We start from the raw sequence: 24,760 nt of genomic DNA on the forward strand, positions 1-24,760 counted from the left end.
GTAATTTTAAAATTAACCAGGGCAGATGTTTGACTTCGCGTCCCGGACGATGCCCATGAATCAAGTCTACCATCATCTTTGTTGAATGGCCACTTATCCTTAAAAATTTCCCTATCAAACCATTGTCCCCGTGATTTGCCTCTAGCCATAATATGAGGGATAATCTTTACTCCCAAAAAAGCCCCCTCTCAATGAAGGGGGCCAAAACACTATCTGAAGAGATAAAACCCGTCAGCCTCGCGGCTTACTCAACCCCTTCAATGCGGTCTTCAACCTGTTGATACAAGTCCATCAGACGTTCCAGGTTCTCATCACTGGTTTCCCAATAGCCACGGCCATGGACCTCCAGCAATGTTCCCACCATCTTGCGGAAAGAATGAGGATTGAGATTCATCAGGCGTTCCTGCATCTCCTTATCCTTAATAAAGGTATCATTCGCCTCCTCATACACCCAGTTATCCACCGCGTCCGCCGTGGCCGACCAACCCATGGTGTTCACCAAGCGTTTCGAGAGTTCCCGAACCCCCTCATAGCCATGAGACAACATCCCCTCATACCATTTCGGGTTCAGCATCTTCGTCCGGGAATCCAGACGCACCGTTTCCGAAAGACTGCGAACCTGGGCATTGGCCGTCGTCGTATCGGCAATATAGGAATTGGGTTTCTTACCATCCTTACGTAACTTCGAGACCACCTTCGTCGGGTCAGAATCGAAGTAGTGGGACACATCCGTCAAACTGATTTCCGAAGAATCCAAATTTTGGAAGGTTGCATCCGCCGTCGACAAGGCCGACTCAAACACCTTGCGGTCCTGTTCCATCATGCCAGGATTATCCGCATTGAAGGCGAAGGACTTACGAGTCAGATACATCTCTTGTAACTCCGACTCCTCCTCCCAAGTGCTATTCTCCACCGCCAAGTTGATATTGGCCGCATAGGACCCCGACGCATTGGAGAAGACCCGAGTCGCCGCTTGACGCAGGTTGACCCCCATCTCCTCGGCTTGTTTAATGGCGTGTTTGCGGACAAAGTTCATGTCCTCAGGTTCATCGGCTTCCGCCGCCATCTTAATCGCCTTATCCAACAAGGCCATCTGATTAACAAACAAGTCGCGGAAGACCCCAGAACAGTTGACCACCACATCAATCCGAGGCCGGCCCAACTCCTCTAAAGGAATCAAGTCCAACTTATTCACCCGTCCCAAAGCATCAGGAACCGGCTTCACCCCAACCATCCACATGATTTGAGCCAAGGATTCACCATAGGTCTTGATATTATCCGTTCCCCACAGCACACAGGCGATGGTTTCCGGATACTCATTGCCATTTTCCTGGCGTTGCCGTTCCACCAAGCGGTCAACCACAATTTTCGCCGCCTGAACCGCTGCTGCGGTGGGGATAGCTTGGGGGTCGAGGGCATGGATATTTTTACCCGTGGGCAAGACATCGGGGTTGCGGATGGGGTCACCACCGGGGCCCGGTAGCACATATTCCCCTTCCAAGGCCCGCAACAGAGACCCCAGTTCATTGTCCGCACAAACCTGTTTGAGACAGAAGTTAAGATACTCAATCAGCTTGTCTAACGCCTCTTTATCCACCCGATGGAAGCCAGCAGCCTTAAGAACCTCATACCAAGGTTCATCCTTAATCATCCGTTGCAGCCAGTTCCCCAGATTCTCCAAACGAACCCGGCCATCGCTGTCAGTTTTCTCAGCCACCATGGCCCCAACACACTCGCGGGTGGCTTCAACGATTTTCTGGTTCAACTCCACATCGGCGAGAACCCCTTTATCGTTGTTGCTGTAAATATCTTGGATGTTGCGGTCGAGACTTTGGGCTAAGAGGCTGGGAAGTCCCATAATGCCTTCTTCTTCCCGGTCGATGCTGGCGATACTGACCAGGGTAGCGACGGCTTCTTCCGCTGTCGGGGGTTTACCGATGACGTGTAAGCCACAGGGTAATAACCGCGACTCAATTTCCATCAGTTGTTTGTACACCAAGCCGACGATGGTATCCCGTTCCTCTTGACTGAGGTCTTTCGCCTCAGCCTCGGGGAAGTCGATGTCTTTGTCGAGATTGACCATGCGGGCTTTCTCAACGATGGTGTTGACGATGGGAATCCCTCGTCCGCCATCTTTGAGGGTTTGGTAGGACCCTACGAGTTCGCCGAGTTCTTTGAGTCCTTTATACAGACCGGCGTTTTCCGCTGGTGGGGTGAGGTAGGAGATGGTTTCGGCGTAGCTGCGGCGTTTGGCGATGGTGGCTTCGCTGGGGTTGTTGGCGGCGTAGTAATAGAGGTTGGGAATGTTGCCAATCAAACTATCGGGGTAACACATTCCCGACATCCCCATTTGTTTTCCGGGCATGAACTCCAGGGACCCATGGGTGCCAAAGTGTAGAACAGCGTCGGCTTGCCAAATCTGTTCGAGATAGGTGTAGTAGGCGGCGAAGCCATGGTGGGGGCTGGCAGAACGGCTAAATAGTAACCGCATGGGGTCGCCTTCGTAGCCAAAGGTGGGTTGGACGCCGATAAACAGGTTGCCGAATTGTTTGCCGTACACCAAGAGGTTCTGCCCATCACTGTTGAGGGTTCCCGGTGCCGACCCCCAGTTTTCTTCTAAGCGTTTGGCGTAGGGGGTGAGGTTTTCGTATTCGTCAACGGGCATCCGATAGGCCACGTTGAGTTCGGGGCTGGCGTATTGGGCAGCGGCATCATGGATGACCGCGTTCATCAACTCCTGGGGATTCTCGGGCAGGTCTTCGATGCGGTAGCCGTTGCGTTGCAGGGCGGTGGCGACTTCGTGAATGCTACCGAAGACGTCGAGATAGGCGGCGGTTCCCACGTTGCCTTTGTCCGGGGGGAAGCTGAAGATGGTGATGGCAACTTTTTTATGGAGTTTGGGTTTACGCCGCAGGTTCGCCCATTTCATAGCTCGGGTAGCGACGGCTTCGATGCGGTCTTGCATGGCGTGGGCCTTGCCGGTGGCCCCATCCCGACCGGAGAGGACGATGGGTTCGATGGCCCCGTCCAGTTCGGGGATGGCAATTTGTAGGGCGACTTGAATCGGGTGCAGTCCTAGGTCGCTGTCTTCCCATTCTTCGGTGGTTTGGAAGACGAGGGGCAGGGCGACCATGTAGGGGCAGTTGAGCCGCTTGAGGGAGTCGATGGCTTTGGGGTGGTCTTGCCGGGCGGGACCGCCGACGAGGGCAAAGCCGGTGAGGGAGACGACGACATCGACGAAGGCTTTGTTGTTGGGGTTATCGGTTTCCCCTTGTTCCCAGAAGAATTTGTTGACGGGTTGGGAGAAGTCGAGTCCGCCGGAGAAGATGGGGATGACCCGGGCGCCGAGGGATTCAAATTCTTGCACCATGGCCACGTAGTGGGCGTCGTCTCCGGTGACGAGGTGGGTCCGTTGCAGGACGAGGCCGACGGTGGGGGCGAGGGGGTCTTTGTGGTCGTCGCTGATGTCTCGACGGGAGTTATACCAGTTGAGGTATTCTTTGACGTCTTCGAACATCTGGGGGGCGAGAGGATGCCAGATGCCCATGTCCGGGTAGACGACGGGGTCGTTGTAGGTGACGTTCTGGTTCCCTTCAGGCAGGACGTATTTGTCTGCCAGCATGAGCAGGAAGTTCTCCAGGTTGTCGGGGGAACCGCCGAGCCAGTATTGGAAGCTTAGCATGAAGTTGCGTGCGTCCTGGGCTTTGTCCACAGGCATGTATTTGAGGACTTTCGGCAGGGTCCGCAGCAGTTTGAGCATTCCGTCTTGGAAGGAAGCGCCGGATTGCTCTTTGCGCTTTCTCATGAACTGGGCGATGGCGCTTTTGGATTGTCCGAGTTGCGCCATGGAGAAGCTGCCCAGTTTGTTGAGGCGCATGACTTCGGGCATGGAGGGGAAGACGATGGCGGCGTCGAGGTTATCCCGGGCGGGTTGGACGGCTTCGATAACTTTTTCGGCCAGGTCTTCGATGAAGATGAGGGAGCCGATGAAGATGTTGGCTTGGGCAACATCCCGTTTCAGGTCTTCGCAGTTTTCAGGGTCGCGCAGTTCTTCGATGAGGTAGCCGCTCAGTTCGATGGCCAGGTTGGGGTTGTTGGCGTTGATGGCTTGGGCGGCGGCGGACAGGGCACTCTGATATTGCGATTCGAGCACGACATAGACCACCTTGATGAGGGTGCGACCGTTGAGGTCGTCGGGTGCCTGAATGTGGCGAACGGTGGGCTTGACGTGGGTGAACATGAATGGGTTACTCCTTAAACGCGATTCGTGGTTGTACTAAACCTGGTCTGGGATGGGCTTATGGATTTTAGCTATATAGGTGTTTTTACCAAATAATGTCAGGGGGACTTCACTCAAATCGGTGTTCTGAAACAATTTGATAGAAAATTTGCAACATTTCGTTACATTTGTTAAACATTTTTGCTGATCTCAGGGTGAGGGACTCGCGGTAAAACAACAAAAAAATTGTTTTAGTAGGAAGAAGTCGGGGGTGGGAGCAAGAAGGAAAAGGGCTGGGGTTGGGTCTTAGGGTTAATAAATTGGAATTAATATTAAATCTTGATACAAGATACCGCAAGTTGCGGTGAGGGGTTGGAGGATTGATTTAAAATTTGAGAAGGTAATCTAGACAAAATAAGTTGCGGTGAAATAAAAGGCTCGGGGTGAGGATTAGGAGCGATCGCAATTTGTTACGGATCGTATTGAGGTAAAACTGATGTCAAATTTTCTGTGTCCTTGCTGTTCTTATCCCTTACTGGGCTATGTCCGTCAAGGGACGTTACGCTGGTTTTGTCCTCGTTGTCATCAAGAGATGCCCTATGGCACAATAGAAACAAGCCATTTATCCTATGCTAGTGTTTTAGAAAAAAATCAATCTCCAATGATTTCTGAGCCATCATCTTCTTCAAAAGAGGTGGTTTTAGGTCAGGTTGATGAAGAAGAAAAAACAATTTTTACTCCAATTTCGGAGCGTTTTTCCGACCAGTTTCCAGCCTTGTTAAACGAAACTGTTGATGGAGTGCGAAGGATTTTGCGAGCAGACCGGGTTATTCTCTGCTGTACTACCCGTAAGTGGGAGGCGATGGTAGTGGCGGAGGCGCGGGCCCCTGGTCGGTCGTCGATGCTGAGATGCCGTTTAGGGCGTTTTTTTGGATCTGAGGAGATTTTACACTTCGAGCAAGGCAAGCTCCAAGTGATCGCAGATTTAAATTCAATGGATCTCGATCGCTGTCCGACAAAGATTCTAGAATGCTTTTTTGAGGTGTCAGCAAAGTTAGTGGTTCCGGTACGTCTGGAGGAACCCCAGGGAATGTATTTATGGGGATTGCTGGCGGTTCATCAATGCTATACGCCTCGGGATTGGTCGCAGCGGGAGATTGATACGACAGTCTGGTTAGCGCAACAGTTGGCGAAATCCCTCGAGCGCGATCGCCGCTATTGTGAGTTACAGGCGGCTCATGAGGCGTTACAGGAGACGGCGTTTATTCATCAAGAGTCGTTGTTGCGTCCTCTTGCAAAACCAACAGTGAATTTTGAACCGACACCGCCAGAGTCTGAGTCCCCCTCTCAGACTGTGAGGGTTCCGCCGCAAGAGTTGTTGAAAAGCTATGTGGCGTACTATCTCAGTCGAGGTAAGGCGATTATGAGTCCTCATCAGGGGAGTTTGGGGTTTCCGGGTGCGGTGTATAGCTATGAAGGCTATCGCTTTGAGTTTGAGAATTTCTGGCGACGACTCCAGGAACGCTCAGATTTCCGTCAACTCTATTTGATGGGAGATATGCGCTGTTTTGAACATTTCCTGGAGGGGAGTTATACGGTTCTGGAATGTCAACGCTGTCACCTCCCGATTCCCACTCGTTATGGTCGTGTCTATGATGGTCCGGAATGTACGTTGTGTGATGATTGTCCGACGAAGTGGGCCAAGTCTGAACGTAGCCAGGCGACAACTCGGGTGTTGGCGGTGGGTGAGGTCCCGACGGAGTCCCGGGAAACGCAGCGACTGTTCCGACAAAATCGCTATGAGGTGCAGTTTGTGGAAACGCCTGGGGAGGTGTTGAGTCGGTTGTGGGGGACTGGGGTTGATGTGATCACACTTCAGGGGGATTTGAGTGAGTCTCAGGGCCGCCATTGGGCCAGTCAGCTACGTCAGGATTCTCGGTTTGCGGAGTTACCCATTTGGGGATTGAGCGATCGCGCAGGGTATGGGTTACCCTGGATGGTACGCCCGCTGGAGTTACAGCATTATCTGTTACCTCCGTTGAGTGGAGAGTATTTGGTTCGCTATTTGCGATCGCGCCGTCAGGAACAAACCCCATTATTGCATTGGTTCCCCCGTTAGGAGTCGGAGGAGTCGCCGAATTTGAGGTCTGACCAAGTGAGTTGTTTCACTTTGGCCACGTCCCCGGCGGCGGCGGCTTCTTTGAGTTCTCGTTTACGATGTGCGTTAGCGATGGCTTCTTCAGGGGACCGGGAACTGGTCTCGAAGCATTTTTCTAAGGCGTCGTAAATGCCTTTACGGTTGAGTTTGGTGTGATATTGGCGTTCGGTGTCGAGGAGTTTAGCCATGAGTTCAAGTTCCATGGCGTCTCCGTCGGCGAGGTCTTCGAGGATGTTCCACTCGTCGAGTCCCAGGAGGGATTGGTCGGCGCCGGGCCGGGGGTCTTTGAAGGGTTTGCCGGTGACTTCTCGGTATACTGTGGGGAGGCGATCGTCGAATTCATGTTTTTCTTCGAGCCAAATTCGCCGGATTTCGCTGAGTTCTTCGGTGGTGATGAGGGTAATGTCCCGCATTTCTGGGGGAGCGGTTCGGCGGACGGTTTCCTGTGCTTCGAGAACTCGTCTTAGCCAATGTTCCCGCCATTTTTTGGTGTAGGGACCGGGGATGGGTTCGACGGAGATTTCTCCGTTTTTGTTGCGCTCGAAGAGTTGCACATTTCCGTGGATGCGTCTAAAATCGCGGCGTTCGCGATCGTTCTTAAGGTCAAGTTCATTACGGATGTCTAGGAGGGGTTGCATCCATTCTTTTTCTTCATCATTCTGGATCATCGCCTCCATAGATTTGTCTTGATTCACTAACGTGCAAACCCAACAGCCAAAACGAGAACTTCCACAACTTGGTGTGCTAGAATCGATGACTAGGGGGCATTCTGTATCTGCTGTTGCCCCTCGGTACATACTGTAAAGCTGCTTGTTACTATAGCCCCAGAGATTTTCACACTGCATGAGGTAAGTCCATACTTCATCAGTTCTCCATTCTTCAATAGGGGTATATAACAGGGAGTTAGGAAGGTTTGGATGAGGGCAAAGTCTCTCCTGGACTCGTTTTTTATCCCGTTTTTCCATGATAATGGCACGACTTATACTTTCCGTTTTTCGAGTGCCGAGGACAACAACAGCCTCACCATTGTCTCTGACAACATCGCGAATAAAACGATTTGATGGGTCTACTTTCAGCCGGCTAGTACACCATCTAAATTTATTTCTAGGTGCTGGATATCCCTTACCCATTAAACAGACCCAAAACGTATTCTTGACTGATGGCTTGAGCAAATGAGGATAAAAGGGTAATCCTTGTGCTTCCGCTGCCTCCTGCATAAACTCCAAGGAGCGCGTTACCCAAGCTGAAACTATTGGATTCTCAACCAGAGTATCAGTTGTAATGACATGCACTGCCTTATGCCGTTGATGTTTAGGCAAATCAGCAATCGCCGACCATACTAATTGAACCGTGGCTGTACTATCCTTTCCACCCGAGTACCCCAAAACCCAGGGTACTGTGTTCGCTCTGTACAATTCTTGGATTTCCGACTTGATATCCTTTAGATTTTCGAAAAATTCTTCCGTAGTTCTATTTTTGAGGTTCGATATTTCTAGTTTCGGTTCACTCATACTTGTTTTTGATGAAAGCAAAATCTACCACAACTCGAGTTTAAACTAAGCTAGACTTATATAACAGATTTGGTATGACTAAAAAAATATGAAATCAATTGTTCCTACCACGAGTTGCCCTGATAGTTTACCCCCTCACCAGAATAACCCAAATGCACTACTCGTGCAGAAGACCCAGATGGGAACCACCGAAGCCTACCTAGGGTCAGTCAGCCTCGCCTGGGTCGCCGAGCGAGTTGGCTTTGCCGCAGACCTCCCCCTGTTCCAACAGCAGCGAGACCCCAAAACCGCCAACATCTCCATCAACGCCGAAACCATAGACAGCCTTTACCAACGTCCCTTGAACTGGGCACGGCAAGCTCCCCTAACAGAATATCTTGCCCGACGGCACGATCGCAAATTCCCGCCCCTCCTCGCCGTCATCAGTCCCGACTGGGTAGACAACCCCCAAGCCAGCCAATGGGGAGAGGACGGACGAGCCAAACAAGCCGCCGCAGACCTAACCCCCATCGATACTATCCCACAACTTGCCCTCCTCAACCTCCCCCCCTCCATCTCCATCTTCGCCTTAGACGGACAACACCGGCTAATGGGAATCCAAGGATTAATGACCCTACTGCAAACCGGAACCCTGCAACCCCTCACTCGTAGCCAAAAAACCACCGGAACCCCCCTCACCCTCAACCGCCTCGCCGCCGCCAACAACAGCACCCCCGAAGCCATGCAGGCCCTAGCCAAGGACACTGTGGGAATTGAATTCATCCCCGCCGTCTTAGCCGGAGAAACCCGAGACGAAGCCAGACAGCGTATCCGGTCCATTTTCGTCCATGTCAACCTCATGGCCGTCAAACTCAGCAAAGGTCAAGTCACCCTCTTAGACGAAGATGACGGATTTGCCATTATCAGCCGTCAAATCGCGGTCACCCATCCCCTCCTGCGAGATGACGACAGCCGTTCCCCCCGCATCAACTGGGATGGGGCCAGCGTCTCGGCCAAATCCCAAGTCCTCACCACCCTACAGGCCTTGCGAGATATGACCGTTGGCTATTTAACTCCCCGCTTCCCCCATTGGTTAGCCGAATACCCCGGAACCATTCCCCCACGTCCCACCGCCGATGACTTAGCTGAAGGACTCTCTGAATTAATGCGTCTCTGGGATGGCTTGGGGACTCTCCCGAGTTACAAACGTATGGAACTCGGAGTGGAAACCCTTTATCTGAGACGATTTAGCTTTGAATCCGGTGGAGGCGAGGGAAATCTTCTCTTTCGTCCCGTGGGACAAGTCGCTTTAGCACAAGCGTTAGGCGTTGTCATCTTTCAACGTTATCTCCCCGTGGTCGAAGCCTTAAAGCGTCTCCAGAAATTTGATGACGACGGTGGATTTCAGTCCATGGAACTACCTCAATCCTTATGGTATGGCGTCTTGTATGACCCCAATAAACGCCGGATTCGGGTTTCAGGCAAAGACCTCGCCAGGAAACTCTTAATCTATCTGTTGGGAGGAATGAAAGAAAATCAAGAGATTGCAGATTTACGGCTAGAGTTAGCCAAGGCCAGGACCTTTGAGAATCGCGCCGTCAGTTTTCAGGGTAAGTTTGTCACCCCTCGGGAAGTAGGAATGCCGAGAATAATTGAATCATGACTCCCCAGGGAAGACTCCAGAAATGCCGGCGATGTCCCAGCTCGGTTTCCTGTCGTGCCGAAACGGCCAGTCGTCCCATTTCACGATACCCTGAACAGCTTTATTTTTTTGGCTTCAAGGGTTGACAGTTATCCTAAAACACGGTTATAATAAAACCATCGAAACAAACAAGTCTGAAACTTCTGGTTCCAGGATGCACCGAATTTCTGGGTAGAAGGATGAGGCTTCGCCGGCCCGGTGCGGCCGGCGCAAAGCCAAACATCTAAGCTGCGCACTTTTATTTTCCCCTGAGAGTTGATGAAAACATCAATTCTCAGAGACAACCCCCGTGATTACAGAGCCAGAAAGCGGTCTGTTGCATCCACCAAAGCCGAGCGAATCCCCGGTTCACTGACCGAATGCCCCGCATCAGGAATGACAATCAACTCCGACTCAGGAAACACCTGATGTAACTCCCAAGCCGATCGCAGGGGACAAACCACATCATAACGACCCTGAACAATCACCGTAGGAAGATGACGAATCCGCTGCACATCCTCAAGTAACTGATTCTCCCGCTCAAAAAAGCCCCCATTCACAAAATAGTGACATTCAATGCGAGCAAACGCCTCCGCAAACCCCTCACGGCCGAACTTAGACCGCACATCTGGATCAGGAAATAACTTACTCGTACTTCCTTCCCAAATCGCCCAGGCCCGAGCCGCCTCAAGCCGGACTTGACGATTCTCACTGGTCAAACGGCGATAATACGCCGCCATCAAATCCCCCCGTTCCTCCCTGGGAATGGGTTTAAGATACTCCTGCCAAGCCTCCGGAAAAATATAACTGGCTCCCTCCTGATAGAACCAGCGTAACTCCAGAGGACGTAACATAAAAATCCCCCGTAAAATCAACCCCGTACAGCGTTCCGGGTGAGTTTCAGCATACGCCAACGACAACGTACTCCCCCAACTTCCGCCAAACACCAACCAACGCTCAACCCCCAGATGAGTCCGTAACCGTTCAATATCAGCCACCAAATCCCAGGTCGTATTCTCCCGTAACTCCGCATGGGGGGTACTGCGGCCACAACCCCGTTGGTCAAACAAAATCAAACGCCAGTCATCCGGATTAAAAAACTGGCGATACATGGGAATACACCCCCCACCCGGACCCCCATGGAGGAAAACCGCCGGCTTCCCCTGAGGATTTCCAGATTCCTCATAATAGAGGGTATGCAGGTCAGACACCTGTAACGTCCCCGTGTTGTAGGGGCTAATGGGGGGATAAAGATTGCGCATAAATTCCAAAGGACGGGTTAATCAGACAACGATAAACTTCAAATAACTGCGAATATCCCATTTTCCCCTAATTTCGAGCCAATTGCTATGACCTCAACCCAATCCAAACCGCCCTCGGTCGATCGCCCCCAACTCATGCAAACCCTTTACCAGCAACTCCGTCCCGGACAACGAGACATGGGAGACTGGCAAAAGGGTCCCCTAGCCGTCTCCGCCGTTCCCGGTTCCGGGAAATCCACCGGAATGGCCATCGCCGCCGCCCTCACCATCGCCCGACAACGACTGCACCCGCGTCATCAACTCCTCATCGTCACCTTCACTCGCTCCGCCGCCGCCAATATCCAAGGCAAAATTCGCCAAAACCTAGAACTGCTCAAACTTCCCAAATGGGGCTTTTCCGTCTCCACCATCCATAGCCTGGCCTTCAAAATTGCCAGCCGTCATCCCCAACAATCCCACCTGGACCTCAACCAACAAACCCTCATCGAAGATAACCACAACCAACGCCTCATCCGCAGCTGCGTCGAAGACTGGATTAACCAACATCCCCACCTCTATCAACCCCTCATCGCCGGACTGGACTTTGACGGCGAAGAAGGCGAACAACTCCGTCGCCAATCGGTCCTCAGAACCGAAGTCCTCCCCAACCTAGCCCAAACCGTCATCCAAGAAGCCAAATCCTCCGGCCTCTCCCCAGACCAAGTGCGGGCCCTGGGCCAACAGCAAAGCGACCCCTATGCCATCCTAGACATTGGCGCCCAACTCTACGACCTCTACCAACAGCGACTGCGATCGCAACAACTCATCGACTACAACGACGCCATTCTCGCCGCCCTCAACGTCCTCCAAGACCCCAGCATCCGAGACCTTTGGCAACAAGAAACCTTCGCCGTCTTTGAAGACGAAGCCCAAGACTCCTCCCCCCTACAACAACAACTCCTCAACATCCTCGCCCAAACCCCCGACGGACTCGCCAATCTCATCCGCGTCGGCGACCCCAACCAAGCCATTAACTCCACCTTCACCCCCGCCGATCCCATTTACTTCCGCCGTTTTTGTCATCAATGCGCCCAACAGCAACGACAAACCACCATCCAACAAGCCGGACGCAGTAGCCCCATTCTCATCGAGGCCGCCAATTTCACCCTCAACTGGATTAACCAACAGTGGGCCCAACCCCAATCCCCAACCCCACCTCATCCAGCCACCTCCCAAACTCCCCCACCCTTTGAAGTCCAACTCATCGAAGCCGTCGCCGCCGATGACCCCCAAGCCAACGCCAACCCAGCCCCCATCGCCGGAGGCTTACAACTGCATCGTCCCTTTGATATCAGCGAGACCGTCGATCGCCTCGCCCAAACCCTAACCGACCTCTTCCAAGAGCATCCCCAGGCCACCGCCGCCGTCCTGGTGCGTCAGAAGAACCAAGGTCAATTTCTCGCCCATGAACTCAGCCAAACCCACCATCATCTCGACATTTACCATGTCGAAGCCGAACAACGACTTTCCGGCATTCCCCTAGAAATGCTGAACCTGCTGCAATTCGTCCATCGTCCCCATTCCGGCGAAGCCCTCAAAGGGGCCTTAGAAGTCTTCGTCGGTCGTCAACTCATCCCTCGTCAAGACCTCGATCGCCTCGCCAGCCAACCCGAGCGATTTCTCTATCCCACCATTCTCGAAGCCCCCCAACCCCCAGAGGTCAAACGGGCCCGCCGCCTCTGTCGCGCCCTCCTGCAAGCCCGACTGGAACTGCCCCAAACCCATCTCATCAGCTTTTTCGCCCTAACCCTGGACTATCAGGCCAGCGAACTCGCCACCGCCGACAAACTCAACGAGCGACTCCTCCAGCAAACCCAAGATCACCTCTCCCTAGGAGAATTCCTCGACCACCTCTTTAATCTCGTCACCAGCGAGTCCTTCGATCGCATCGACACAGACGCCTCCGATTCTCAATACACCCAACCGGGGCGACTGACTATTCTCACCATGCACAAAGCCAAAGGACTCGATTGGGACTTCGTCTTTCTTCCCTTTCTCCACGAAAACCTAATTCCCGGAAGCCTGTACGTCAAGCCTCAAATCCAATTCCTCGGCGACTTCACCCTCGAAGAAGTGGCCCGTGGACAACTGCGGCAACATATCTGGAACCGAGACGCAGCCAACCCCGAACCCAGTCAAAACTGCCAAACCTACGATGACTATTGGCAACTCGCCGCCCAACTGAAACAGGCCGAAGAATACCGCCTCCTCTACGTTGCCATGACTCGGGCCAAACGCCTCCTCTGGTTATCTGCCGCCAAAGAAGCCCCCTTTACCTGGAATAAGACCGAAAACCAACAACCCATGCCCGCCTCACCCCCTTTTAACGCTCTCTGTAAATATTACCCAGAAGCCATGAATACAGGATATACTAATCTTTAGACACTTAAAATAAAACGATGCAAAAATTTATAATCCATTCCCACCAAGAGTTACGCCCGTTCGTTGTGTCCTATTTAATATAACTAACGAGGGAGTGAATGGCACTCCCCCGAGGCCACTAAAGTGCCTGGGCCCGTAACCAAGCCACCGGCAAACAGAGAGCCTTGCGCCAACTCGGCACATAGGCCCGCTGATTAAACACATCATACTGATTGCGTTCAATCTCCGTGAGGATATTGCTGTAGAGGATGGTTGCCGCCCAGACGGGGAGACGAGCATCGGGGCTGAGGGCGCTGATGCCCTCTTCCGCCTGCAAATAGTACTTGCGGGCCCGCTGAATTTGGAACTGCATTAGGGCCTGCCAACGCTCATCAATCACCCCTTCGAGCAAATCTCGTTCCGTATAATCAAATAGAGCCAAATCCTCCAGAGGCAAATAAATCCGACCTCGGCGAGCATCTTCTCCAACATCGCGCAGGATATTAGTTAACTGATTGGCAATTCCCAGGGCGATCGCCTCCTGAGTCGGATGATAGGGACCCTCAGCCCAGGGGGCCGTAGAAGCCGCCCGGTTAATCCCCATCACCCCTTCCGACATCAACCCCACCGTTCCCGCCACCCGGTAACAATAGAGCTTTAACTCCTCAAAGGTTTCATAACGACTACGATAAAGGTCCATCCGTTGACCCTCAATCATGTCGCGGAATGGCTGTATCTCTAAGGGAAACCGTTGTAGAGTATCCGTCAAGGTCGAATCCAACTCATCTTGAGGATGACCCGCAAAAATCGCCTCCAAACGGGCCTCCCACAAATCGAGAGTTTCCGGGGTCGTTTGTTTGGCATCGGGGCCATCAACCAGCTCATCCGTGCGGCGACACCAGACATAGATAGCCCAGATAGCGCGGCGTTTCGCTTCAGACATCAACCGCGTTCCCAAATAAAAGGTTTTGGAATACTTAGCGGTGATTTGACGGCATTCCTCGTAAGCCTCCTCAAGTGACAGGCGCATGGTGACCTTGGGCGGGGATTTAGGCAGTTGCAGCATTCGTCGCAGGCTCGACAGTCAAAGATTGGGCAGAAGTTCCTGGGGTTGCCCCCGGGTTTTGGAGATCGGCATCGATCGCCTGCGCTGTCAGCTTACCAGAAAGCACAGCACCTTCCATACTCCCGAGATACTGTTGCAGGGTGAAATCCCCAGCCAGATAGAAGTTCTCAAGAGGGGTTCGTTGAACCGGGCGATGTTGCTGACGACCGGGAGTCGCCTTATAGACAGAGCGCGGAGTCTTCACCACATGGGATTTTAGCAGGGTAGCCGGAGACTCACCTGCAAAATGTTGTGGGAAGAGTTGTTGCAACTCCGCCAGGGTGGCGGCCACAATGTCCTCATCGGATTTGCCAATCCAATCCTGAGCTGGCGCCAATACTAACTCCAACATGGACTTGTCTGGATTCGCATACTCCCGACAGGTATTGCTCATGTCAGCATACACGCTCAACAGGTCAGAACGGGAAAACAGGAGATGGTCAATATCGGTGAGTTTGCGATCAAACCATAAATGGAGGTTAATCACCGGAACTCCCTCCAGTCCCTCCAATTGTTTAAAGTAGTCCAACTCACGCCAGGGGTCCGGTAACAGCAGCTTCAGCGGATCAACCGGCATCGCTGAGACATAGAGATCCGCCTCCAGCTGCTCATCGGGGGCCCCATCCAAACCGCGAATCAGGAAACTCTCAACGCTGCCATCCTCTTTGAGCTGAATCTCTTTCAACGGAGCCTTGAGACGAACTTTGCCGCCCCGGGCCTCGATATACTCCACCAACGGTTCACAGAGGCGTTCCGTGGGTGACCCATCCAAAAACGCCATTTTAGAACCGTTCTTTTCCTGTAAAAAGCGATTGAGAGCCGTTAAAATAATCGTTGCCGAAATCTCATCAGGATTGATAAAGTTGAGCGCCTTCGACATAGCGATAAACACTTCCTTCTCCACCCGTTCCGGGACATTCTGCCGCTTCAGCCATTCGGAGAACGAGTATTTGTCCATCTCCTCCACATAGCGTTGTCCCTGGACGATCGCCGGAAGTAAGCCAATACCAAAGCGAATCTTCTCGGCCCAGGTCAGCATATCATTGTTGCGCAAGATTGCCACCAGACCATTGACCGGGGCCGGTAAATCTGGAAAATCGAACCGTGAGTAAGTTCCCGGATTTTCCGGTTGATTGAAAATCATCGTGTGTTCCTTCCACTGAAGACGATCCTCAATCTCAAGTTCCTTAAACAGTTGCAACATATTCGGGTAGGCCCCGAAAAAGATATGTAGGCCCGTCTCATACCAATCTCCGTCCTCATCCTTCCAGGCGGCGATTTTGCCCCCTAGGACATCGCGGCGTTCTAGGACGATGGGGGTATGACCCCGATCCACCAGATATTTGGCACAAGATAGTCCGGCTAAACCGGCTCCGGCGATCGCAACTCGCATTAACGTTACTAACCTCGCGGTGACTCAACAATTTGCCCGATTCTCATTATATGTTGCAATCCGTTACAAATCACAGAAAAAGCTTAACTTTGAGCAAAACTGTCTCATCGCTGCCAGTCCAACCGCTACCCTCTGGGGGATTTCACCCCAGCTCGGGACAAATCTCCTCGCTACTGATCCGGATTATTACCCAGCGGCGGTGAAGGAACCCATATGCGTTTCCCGTTTTCCCCGTTAAACTAATGAGCCTTTCCCCTCCCTCAACCCGGCCCCATTCCCATTATTTGCCAACCAAGCACCCCAGTGAAACCTGTCGTCTCTGGGAACGAGAATGTTTGCGGGCCTGGCTAGAGATGAAACGGGACCTTGCCGAGGTTCAGCAACATCAGCCGCACTAACCCTCGTCTTCCCCAGAAGCTCGCCGTCGCAGAATCACACTATGACGAGTGGCTTGAGTCTGGGGGGTCACAAACGAGTCAACCCTGACCGACTCAAATCCCTGTAACCCTTGCTCCAACTCCGCTTGCTCCTCATCCCGCCATTGGCCACGATACAACACCGCCCAACCTCCGGGTTTCAGCCAAGGGCGAGCATAGTTCAAACAGAGAGAAGGGGCTGCCACCGCCCGTAATACCGCCAAATCATAACTTCCTCGATAGGGTCGTAACGCACCCAAGGTTTCCGCCCGGCCCGCGATCGCCTGCACCTGAGATAAGCCAAGATGGGCGATCGCCCCCTGTAAAAAGCGCACCTTCTTCTGAGTCGAATCCAACAACGTCAGAGACCAATCCGGACGGGCGATCGCCAAAGGAATCCCGGGAAAGCCGCCCCCCGTACCAATATCCACCACCCGAGGCTTGGCCGACAAAGGCATCTCATCGCAGAGAAACGGCAGCACCCCTCGCAGAGAATCCCAGAGATGCTTCTCCCAAAAGTCCATCGGTTCGAGAATCCGCGTTAGATTAGCGCGACGATTTCCCTGCACCACACAGTCATAAAATCGTTGAAACTCAGCCTCCATCCCCGGCGTCACCGGCCAAGGCAAACTCCCCTCCCACATCCCAGAGGGAAGGGAGGGGATAGTTATATCATCGATGAAATCAAACTCCAGCATCAGAGATTAAAACGGGATGTCATCCGATAACGGCTCATCCCCAGACGGTGCAGGAACCGCTGGATTCATCGGCGTCACTGGGTCCGGAGACGGCATCGAGGCGGCTGGGGGAGGAGTCATCGCCGGCGCACCCCCAGGACTATGGGAGATTAAGTGAATCCGTTGAGCCGTCACCTCCGCTCGTTTCTCACGGAAGCCTTCCGGGCGATCAAACAAAATCATCCCCAAACGGCCCTCAATCACCACGCGATCGCCCCGATGGAAATTCTCCGGGACTGCCTCGGCTAACTTACGCCAGGTCACCACCTTCAGGGTTTCCGGTGCATCCCCATCTCGGAGGGGGTCAATCTGCACCAAAAACTCAGTCACCGCCGTTTGAGTGTCACTCGTATATCGCAGTTGCGGATCTTGAACAATCTCCGCCATAAAAATACAGCTATTCATTAGACCAAATCGTTCACAATTTACGACATCCAGAGAGCGACTCAAGGCAGCCAGGCGAGGAACCGTTGACCCAAACCTGAGCCATAGGGTCCTCAGCCTCCCAGCTTACCTTATTCCGTCTCCGGGATACCAGTCTAGATCTCATCCAGAGGTAAATTCTGACCTCCCTGTTGTTGTTCCACAAACTTCTGAATCCGGCCTCGATAATCCAGAAGCATCTGGTCCACCCAATCGCGATCGTCACCGTTGGCAAAAATATGCACCACCGGTTCCCCCGCATCCGGTAACACCAAAACCCAGTTATCCGACTGAGGCTCACAGACTTTCACCCCATCCGTTAACTCAATGCGGTCTGCCGAGTGAGTTTCCACCATATGACGCATCAAGGCCCCTTTCGCCGTCCAGGGACAACGAATCGTCTGACAGCGGTGATAGACCCGGGGTAACTCAGCCCGAATCTGTCCCAGCGATCGCCCCTGCAAGGTTTCCATCTCAATCAACTTAGCGATGGAGAACATGGCATCAAAACCCGGGTGTAACTGGGGGAAAATAAAACCCATTTCCCCACTTCCCCCCAACACCACATTGGGATTTGTGTGACAAGCTTCCATCAACGCCGTTGGATTCGCTTTAGTGCGAATCACTTGGCCATCATGACGGCGGGCAATCTGCTCGACAGCACTAGAGGTATGCACCGGAACCACCACCGTTCCCCGGGGATGGGCCGTGAGAATCATATTCACCATAAAAGCCGTCAGTTGTTCACCACGAATCGGTAACCCCGACTCATCCACAAGGATAAACTGCTCCCCATTCGCCGACACCTGGGCCCCAAAATTCGCCCGTAGCGCTTCCACCACCTGCCCCAACTGGGTCAACAGGCCTTCCCGTTCCTCATTCGCCAACGCCAACTGATTGAGACTAGCATTTAAGACCACCGCATCACTGCCGAACTTCGCCAACAACATGGGTAGGATAGCCCCAGAAACGGCATAGGCATAATCAATAACAATTTTGCTGTTGCTGTGACGAATGGCCTCGACATTGAGTAATTTCTCGAAGCCGGTGTTGTACATCTCCAACACCTGGCTCGGATACGTCATATCCCCGATTTCGGAGATTTGCGCCCGTCTCAAGTCTTCTTTGAAATAAGCCCCCTCAATTTTTTTCTCTTTAGATTTGGTGATATTAATGCCATTAGCATCAAAAAATTCAATCAAAATCGAATCCGCGCGATCGGGGTGAATCCGCACATGAATCCCCCCAGCAATAGTTGGACGAGAGGTCAGGCCGTTCCGGGAAGCTCGGGCAAAGGACCGGGAGAGGGGAATCGCCGTCGCTTCCAAGTTTTGCACATTCACCCCCACCGACATAATCCCTGCAATAATTGAGCGGGAGACCATGCGGGAAATGCTACGTTGATCTCGGGACACCACCACCTGTTCCCCGGGTTTGAGGCCAGACCCATAAGCAGCCCCTAACTTCACCGCAAATTCCGGGGTAATGTCAATATTGGCTAAACCACTCACCCCACGCTGGCCAAACAGATTACGCCGCGCTGTTTGTCCCCAAATCAAGTTAATGTTCAAAATAGCCCCAGACTCAACTTTCTTGCTCGGCCAAATCCGGACACCGGGGCTAATTTGTGCTTCTTCTCCGATTCCCGACAGAGGACCGACTACCGCACCTTCCAAAATATGGGCCCGGCGATCAACCCGAGTGCCCCGACAAATGGTACAAGCTCGTAAGTGAACCTCATCGCCAATAATGGCACCGTTCCAAATCACTGGACGTTTGAGATCAGCATCAGCGCCAATCGTCACGTTATCCCCAATCACCGTTCCCGGTTCAATATTAGTACGCGGACCAATGCGGCAGTTTTCTCCAATTAGAACCGGGGGCTTGATGTTCACGCTGTCATCAATAAACGAATTTTGACCGACCCACACTCCAGGTTCCCGTTCTTCATAGGGATAGGTCATCTGAACTTTCCGGTTCAAGGCATCATATTGAGCCTCACGATAGGCTTCCAAATGACCCACATCACACCAGTACCCCTCGGCAATGTAGCCATAGATCGGTTCTCCCTTATTCAGCAGGGTAGGAAATAAGTCTTTGGAGAAGTCACATTCCTGGTTCAGGGGCAGATATTGGAGAACTTCAGGTTCTAAAATATAAGTCCCTGTGTTCACCGTATCGGAGAAAATTTCCGACGCGGAGGGTTTCTCCAAGAAGCGGACAATCCGCTGTTGCTCGTCGGTAATCACTACCCCAAACTCAATAGGATTGGGGACATGTTTGAGAACGAGGGTCGCTTTGGATCCTTTTTCCCGGTGAAAGGCGATCGCCTCTTGTAGATCGAAGTCCGTAATCGCATCACCACTGATGACGATAAAGGTATCATCGAGCAAGTCTTCTACGTTCTTGACACAGCCGGCCGTTCCCAGAGGTTGCTCCTCTTCGACGGCATAGGTCATCTGAACGCCAAAATCCTTGCCATCCTGGAAATAGTCCCGCATCACATCGGGGAGATAATGAACCGTGGCAATGACTTCTGTAATATTGTGACGTTTGAGGAGATTGAGGATATGCTCGGCGATGGGGCGATTTAGGATCGGTACCATCGGCTTGGGAAGGTCACAGGTCAGGGGACGTAGGCGTGTTCCTGATCCTCCAGCCATTAACACTGCTCGCATAAGCACTCCTTATTAAATTACGTTTTGTTCCAAATCATACAGGTGTTGGGCCGTCCCGAAGCCATTGAGGGACAATGGCTCTGCGGTCTAGCGGAAAAGACCTGGATGGGGGAATCTGCCAACTGGGGGTGACGGTGAAAGAGGAAACTGGGATCTCAAATTTGGGGATCTCACGTTGGGGTCTTGAATAGCTTGAATGGAAAATAGATTCGGTTAAAGATCGTCTTGGTTATCGCTGAATTCTCGATACGATGTCTGCCTCCTAGACTACCATGAGCCCTAAGTCTCCGGACAAACCCCTCGCTGAGCCGCGATCGCCCGTTCATAGAGTTGTCCGGCTCGTTGCCAGGTAAATTCCTCTTCTATGTAGCTGCGTCCTTGCTGGGAGAGGTCTTGACGCAACGTTTCATTCTCGAACAGATGGCTGATAGACTCGACATATTCGGCAACGTGATTGGCCCGCAACGCTCGCCGTGGAACCGTCTCTCCATCCACTTCTAACCCTTCCAAGGCGGCATCACTCCCCACAACGGGGGTTCCGGCGGCCATGGCTTCGAGGGTTTTGTTTTTAATGCCATAGCCAATCCGCATTGAGACGACACAAACGGTGGCCTGGTGTAGGTAGTCTGTCATGGAGGGAACTCGTCCTGTGACGGTGACCCCTGGAACCTGGCCCAATTGCTGCACCTCGGCAACGGGATTGGAGCCGACGAGGGTTAGGGTGGTCTCGGGATAGCGCGATCGCACCTGGGGGTAGATTTCCCGAACGAGGAAGGTGACGGCATCGATGTTGGCGATATTATCCATGGCACCGACAAAGGTGAGACGATGACCTCCGGGGTCCTGCGATCGCATGGGGAACAACTCGACATCCACCCCATTAGGAATGACCATGATGCAACTGTCGGGGTTAAACTGTTTCATCTGGGCCCCATCTTCGGGGGTGGTGACGACGATATGACTGAATTTTTGGCAATAGCGATTCTCGTAGCGAAATAGCAACGGTAGATTGAGGCGATCGCGCAGGGGATGTTCGGCGGTTTCGGTCTCTAGTTGTTGCTGACAGGTTCCGAAAATGGAACTATGGACATTGACGACGGTTTTTAGGCGATCGCCCCAGTTAGGACGCACGAAGGTTTCATTCACACTATGTTCACAGGTGATGACCTCATATTCTCCTGAGTTAACCGCTTCATCGACCCAGGCTTGCATTTCTCGGGAATAGTAGGATAAGACACTCGGCGGCCGTCCCCCCAGAAAAAAGCTGGCAAAGCGTTTGGCTTTGGTTAAGGCTCCTCCTTTCAAGGCTGGGGGACGGTCAAATACCACCAGTTTACTGACATAACTCCGCAGGGCCTCAATTTCTTCATCGGTCACTCCGGCCTGACGTTGGGTGACCAGGGTAATGGGATGATAGTGGTTTAAATATTTTAATAAGTTAAAGGTCCGCACTTGGGTTCCCCCCCGACTCGGCGGATAGGGAAAGGTCGCCGATAGGCTTAATACATTCATAAGAGTTTACGGTTTAGAGGTTTTGTCTATGGTATCAGGGGGAAGAAGGCAATAGGGGGAAGAAGGCAATAGGCAATAGGGAAACCACGGAGTCACGGAGGGGGAGGAGGAGGAGGAAGAGGGGGAGGAAGAGGGGGAGGAGGAAGAGGGGGAGGGGGGTTAGTGCTGGAGGAGTTCTCCCATTTGGACGGTCCATAAGTTGGCGTAAATGCCCGATTGTTGGAGCAGGTGTTCGTGGGAGCCTTGCTCGACAATTTCACCGCGATCCATGACGTAAATACAGTCGGCATTGCGAATGGTGCTGAGGCGGTGGGCGATCGCAATGGTGGTGCGATTTTGGGTGATATGCTCTAGGGAACGTTGAATGGCGGCTTCGGTTTCATTGTCTACCGCTGATGTGGCTTCATCTAAAATGAGAATGGGTGGGTTTTTGAGGACGGCCCGGGCGATCGCTAGCCGTTGCCGTTGCCCTCCGGAAAGCTTTTGACCTCGCTCTCCAATGATGGTTTGATAGCCTTGGGGTAACTCTTGGATAAACCCATGAGCTTCGGCGATGGTGGCGGCAGCGACAATATCTTCATCACTGGCCTCAAAACTTCCATAGCGGATGTTTTCGGCGACGGTTCCATGGAAGAGAAAGACATCTTGACTGACTAAGCCAATGGCTCGACGTAAGTCGGATAAGAGAATGTCTTGAATGTCTAAGCCATCTAAGGTAATATGACCCGACTTAATCTCATAGAGGCGCAACAACAACTTGACAATGGTACTTTTTCCTGAACCCGTTGCCCCGACAATTGCAATAGTTTCTCCGGCCGGAACGGAGAGGGAAAAGTTTGTGATAATCGGTTGACGTTCTTGATAGGCAAAGGTAACGGAATCTAAAATAATTTCTCCCTTGACCTGCTCAATGGGTAGAGATTTAGAGCCAGGATAAGACGCGATGGGAGTATCAAGAAGTTTAAATAGCCGTCGGGTCGAGGCTTGCGATCGCTGATATAAATCCAGGGTCTCTCCTAAGCGAGTCAGGGGCCATAGTAAACGCTGGGTCAGGAAGACCATAGTGCTATAGGTTCCCACGGCTAACGTGCCAGCGGCGGCGTCTAATCCTCCTAAGAGGAGAATGGCGGTAAACCCCACTAAGATAATAATACGAATCAGGGGAACAAATGCTGCACTGAGGGCGATCGCCCGCCGATTGGTTCGAGAATACTCATGGCTTAATTGCCGAATCCGCTCGGTTTCATAGTCTTCTGAGGTAAAACTTTTAATGGTTGTGATTCCCGTCAAGTTATTAGACAACTGAGAGTTGAGCGTACTCACGGTTTCTCGCACGGCATCATAGCGAGGGGCTAAGCGTTTTTGAAAACTAATCGACCCCCAAAGAATGAACGGAATAGGAAGTAAGGCTAACGCCGCAATGTTGGGAGTTAAAACAATAAAGGCTCCACCAATGACAATGACCGTGGTTAATACTTGTAGAACTTCATTCGCTCCCCGGTCTAAAAAACGTTCTAACTGGTTAATATCATCATTGAGTACTGCCATCAAGGCTCCCGTACTGCGTTCCTCAAAAAATGATAACTCCATCCGTTGCAAATGCTGATAGCCATCGAGTCGTAAATCATGTTGAATCGACTGGGCCAAATTCCGCCAAAGGCGCTCATAGGCATATTCAAAGATAGATTCTAACGCCCAAATCAGAAAGCTCAGTAACGATAACACCACCAATTGAGTGAAGACGGATTCAAAGCCCCAATTAGCCAAAAATGAATTTTCTTGTTCAACCACAATATCCACCGCCAAGCCAATTAAAGCCGGGGGGGCGAGGTCAAACACTTTATTGAGAACCGAGCAGAGACAGGCTTGCCAAATTTCAACTCGATAGCCTTGAGCATAGTCTAATAAGCGGCGAAATGGATGGTGTTTAGACGATTGCATAGCAGCCGGAAATCGGTGTAGAAAATCAAATTATAACGTTAAGGAAGCCGTTCCCATACCTTGGAACATGATCAAAGAGAGGAAAAAGTTGGTAATAAAAATAGCCATCAAGGCCGTCACCACCGCTGTCGTGGTGGATTCTCCCACCCCTTTAGCACCTCCAGAGGTGGTTAATCCCCAACTACAGCCAATCACAGCCACCAAGCCGCCAAACACACCTCCCTTAACGGCGGCATTGATGAGGTCACTAATTCCCATAAAGTTACGGGCCGATTCTAAAAAGACGGATTGAGCGATACTATACTGAGTCGTCGCAATCAATAGACCCCCACTCATGCCGATAATCAAGGAGAAAAGGGTCAAAATGGGAACCATGATGCAGCAGGCCACCAGTCGGGGGATGACGAGATAGTCAATGGGGTCGGTTCGCAGAATGTAGAGAGCATCAATCTGTTCCGTCACCTGCATCGTGCCAATTTCAGCAGCAAAAGCTGAGCCAACCCGGCCCGCCACAATCACAGCCGTTAGCACTGGGGAGAGTTCTCGGGCCAAGGCCACCGCGAGAACCCCACCGACGGCTGAACCGGCACCAAAGTTCAGAAACTCTCGCGCCACCTGGATGGTAAACACCATTCCCACAAAGGCGGCAGTGATGGTGTTGATGAGTAATGACTGTGGCCCGACAAAGGCCATCTGTTCTAGGGTGTTGCGACGGTGGAGTTTGCCACGCAATAGATGAATCACCACCTGTCCACCTAAAAGAACGGCGGCGAGTAGACGCTGGCCCCACTTAGCTAGGCTGCTGGGAATGAGTCTCTTATACAAGGGTTCTGCGCCAAAATGATAACAACAACAAACACACTGCAAGGGAACGTTACACGAAATACCAAGTTTCTTTAGGTTTATTTAAGATTTATACAATTTTCGGATCTCCGGGGCGATCGCCCTTAAGGTAAGAGCATTCGGGATTACAGCCCTGGACAATTGTACAAGTTCCACCGTCATCTCTTATGTTATCCAACCCATCTCTGACAACCTACCTCTGTCGTCTGCGCTCATTATGCCTGACGACGGTCTTCAGTTTTCTGTTACCGGGGTTAGTCTTCGCCGCTGGCGCCTTAGCGTTCCTGGTCATCAGTTATATTCCCCTTTGCACCCAACTCGGTCATGCTGGCTTGCACCTGCTGTTGGAGTTTCTCGCCATTTTTGGCACGGGCCACCCCTTCCAGGGATTGCTCTGGCTCGGGTTCTCCTTTAGCTTCGTCGCCGTTCTCTTTGATATGTTTGCTAGCTTTCACACGCCTCAAGAGCAACATGAACGCTAACCCACCCAACCCTCCCCTGT

General features: G+C 52.2%; 16 protein-coding genes. 5 read left to right on the top strand and 11 right to left on the bottom strand.

The features are described from left to right. Positions 1-244 precede the first annotated feature (244 nt). Positions 245-4,240, bottom strand: coding sequence for a magnesium chelatase subunit H (locus NEA10_RS09140; RefSeq protein ID WP_252665035.1), 3,996 nt, complete (start codon positions 4,238-4,240; stop codon positions 245-247). Between the two features lie 475 nt (positions 4,241-4,715). Here NEA10_RS09140 and NEA10_RS09145 point away from each other — a divergent pair, with 475 nt between their 5' ends. Continuing rightward, positions 4,716-6,338 (top strand): GAF domain-containing protein, encoded by a 1,623-nt coding sequence (locus NEA10_RS09145; RefSeq protein ID WP_252665036.1) that lies wholly within the window; start codon positions 4,716-4,718, stop codon positions 6,336-6,338. Here NEA10_RS09145 and dndC read toward each other — a convergent pair. After that, positions 6,335-7,888, bottom strand: coding sequence for a DNA phosphorothioation system sulfurtransferase DndC (gene dndC / locus NEA10_RS09150; protein WP_252665037.1), 1,554 nt, complete (start codon positions 7,886-7,888; stop codon positions 6,335-6,337). The two genes, NEA10_RS09145 and dndC, sit on opposite strands and share 4 nt — an antisense overlap. Positions 7,889-7,976: 88 nt before the next feature. On the opposite strand from dndC, the gene NEA10_RS09155 reads away from it, so the two are divergent. Beyond that, positions 7,977-9,530 (top strand): DGQHR domain-containing protein, encoded by a 1,554-nt coding sequence (locus NEA10_RS09155; protein ID WP_252665038.1) that lies wholly within the window; start codon positions 7,977-7,979, stop codon positions 9,528-9,530. Between the two features lie 332 nt (positions 9,531-9,862). Here the strand turns inward: NEA10_RS09155 and pip are convergent, their stop codons facing one another. Next, positions 9,863-10,810 carry a prolyl aminopeptidase gene (gene pip / locus NEA10_RS09160; protein WP_252665039.1) on the bottom strand — a complete coding sequence of 316 codons (948 nt, stop codon included), beginning with the start codon at positions 10,808-10,810 and terminating at the stop codon, positions 9,863-9,865. A gap of 87 nt (positions 10,811-10,897) precedes the next feature. Here pip and NEA10_RS09165 point away from each other — a divergent pair, with 87 nt between their 5' ends. Next, a complete protein-coding gene (locus tag NEA10_RS09165; protein ID WP_252665040.1) occupies positions 10,898-13,231 on the top strand; it encodes an ATP-dependent helicase in 2,334 nt (777 codons plus the stop codon). Positions 13,232-13,349: 118 nt separating this feature from the next. Here the strand turns inward: NEA10_RS09165 and crtB are convergent, their stop codons facing one another. Together crtB and pds are read right to left on the bottom strand one after the other, a co-directional pair. Beyond that, positions 13,350-14,276 carry a 15-cis-phytoene synthase CrtB gene (gene crtB, locus NEA10_RS09170; RefSeq protein ID WP_252665041.1) on the bottom strand — a complete coding sequence of 309 codons (927 nt, stop codon included), beginning with the start codon at positions 14,274-14,276 and terminating at the stop codon, positions 13,350-13,352. After that, a complete protein-coding gene (pds, locus tag NEA10_RS09175) occupies positions 14,260-15,708 on the bottom strand; it encodes a 15-cis-phytoene desaturase (protein WP_252665042.1) in 1,449 nt (482 codons plus the stop codon). The genes crtB and pds overlap by 17 nt, the downstream gene beginning before the upstream one ends. A 242-nt stretch (positions 15,709-15,950) precedes the next feature. On the opposite strand from pds, the gene NEA10_RS09180 reads away from it, so the two are divergent. Next, positions 15,951-16,106: a hypothetical protein gene (locus NEA10_RS09180; RefSeq protein WP_252665043.1), complete on the top strand. Its 156-nt coding sequence runs from the start codon at positions 15,951-15,953 to the stop codon at positions 16,104-16,106. Here NEA10_RS09180 and rsmG read toward each other — a convergent pair. The 6 genes from rsmG to NEA10_RS09210 form a co-directional block, all read right to left on the bottom strand. After that, positions 16,103-16,822, bottom strand: a complete 720-nt coding sequence (rsmG, locus tag NEA10_RS09185) for a 16S rRNA (guanine(527)-N(7))-methyltransferase RsmG (RefSeq protein WP_252665044.1) — start codon at positions 16,820-16,822, stop codon at positions 16,103-16,105. The genes NEA10_RS09180 and rsmG overlap by 4 nt on opposite strands. A 6-nt stretch (positions 16,823-16,828) precedes the next feature. Beyond that, positions 16,829-17,266: a single-stranded DNA-binding protein gene (locus NEA10_RS09190; protein WP_252665045.1), complete on the bottom strand. Its 438-nt coding sequence runs from the start codon at positions 17,264-17,266 to the stop codon at positions 16,829-16,831. A 134-nt stretch (positions 17,267-17,400) separates the two neighbouring features. Continuing rightward, positions 17,401-19,962: a mannose-1-phosphate guanyltransferase gene (locus NEA10_RS09195; RefSeq protein WP_252665046.1), complete on the bottom strand. Its 2,562-nt coding sequence runs from the start codon at positions 19,960-19,962 to the stop codon at positions 17,401-17,403. A gap of 279 nt (positions 19,963-20,241) precedes the next feature. Then, complete coding sequence (locus NEA10_RS09200) at positions 20,242-21,474, bottom strand: glycosyltransferase family 4 protein (RefSeq protein WP_252665047.1); 1,233 nt, start codon at positions 21,472-21,474, stop codon at positions 20,242-20,244. 159 nt (positions 21,475-21,633) lie between these two features. Next, positions 21,634-23,415 carry an ABC transporter ATP-binding protein gene (locus NEA10_RS09205; RefSeq protein ID WP_252665048.1) on the bottom strand — a complete coding sequence of 594 codons (1,782 nt, stop codon included), beginning with the start codon at positions 23,413-23,415 and terminating at the stop codon, positions 21,634-21,636. A 30-nt stretch (positions 23,416-23,445) separates the two neighbouring features. Beyond that, positions 23,446-24,240 (bottom strand): MlaE family lipid ABC transporter permease subunit, encoded by a 795-nt coding sequence (locus NEA10_RS09210; protein ID WP_252665049.1) that lies wholly within the window; start codon positions 24,238-24,240, stop codon positions 23,446-23,448. Between the two features lie 185 nt (positions 24,241-24,425). Here NEA10_RS09210 and NEA10_RS09215 point away from each other — a divergent pair, with 185 nt between their 5' ends. Further along, entirely contained in the window at positions 24,426-24,740 is a 315-nt protein-coding gene (locus tag NEA10_RS09215) for a hypothetical protein (RefSeq protein ID WP_252665050.1), read from the top strand. Positions 24,741-24,760 lie beyond the last annotated feature (20 nt).

The sequence above is a fragment of the Phormidium yuhuli AB48 genome (assembly GCF_023983615.1).
Taxonomy (GTDB): domain Bacteria; phylum Cyanobacteriota; class Cyanobacteriia; order Cyanobacteriales; family Geitlerinemataceae; genus Sodalinema; species Sodalinema yuhuli.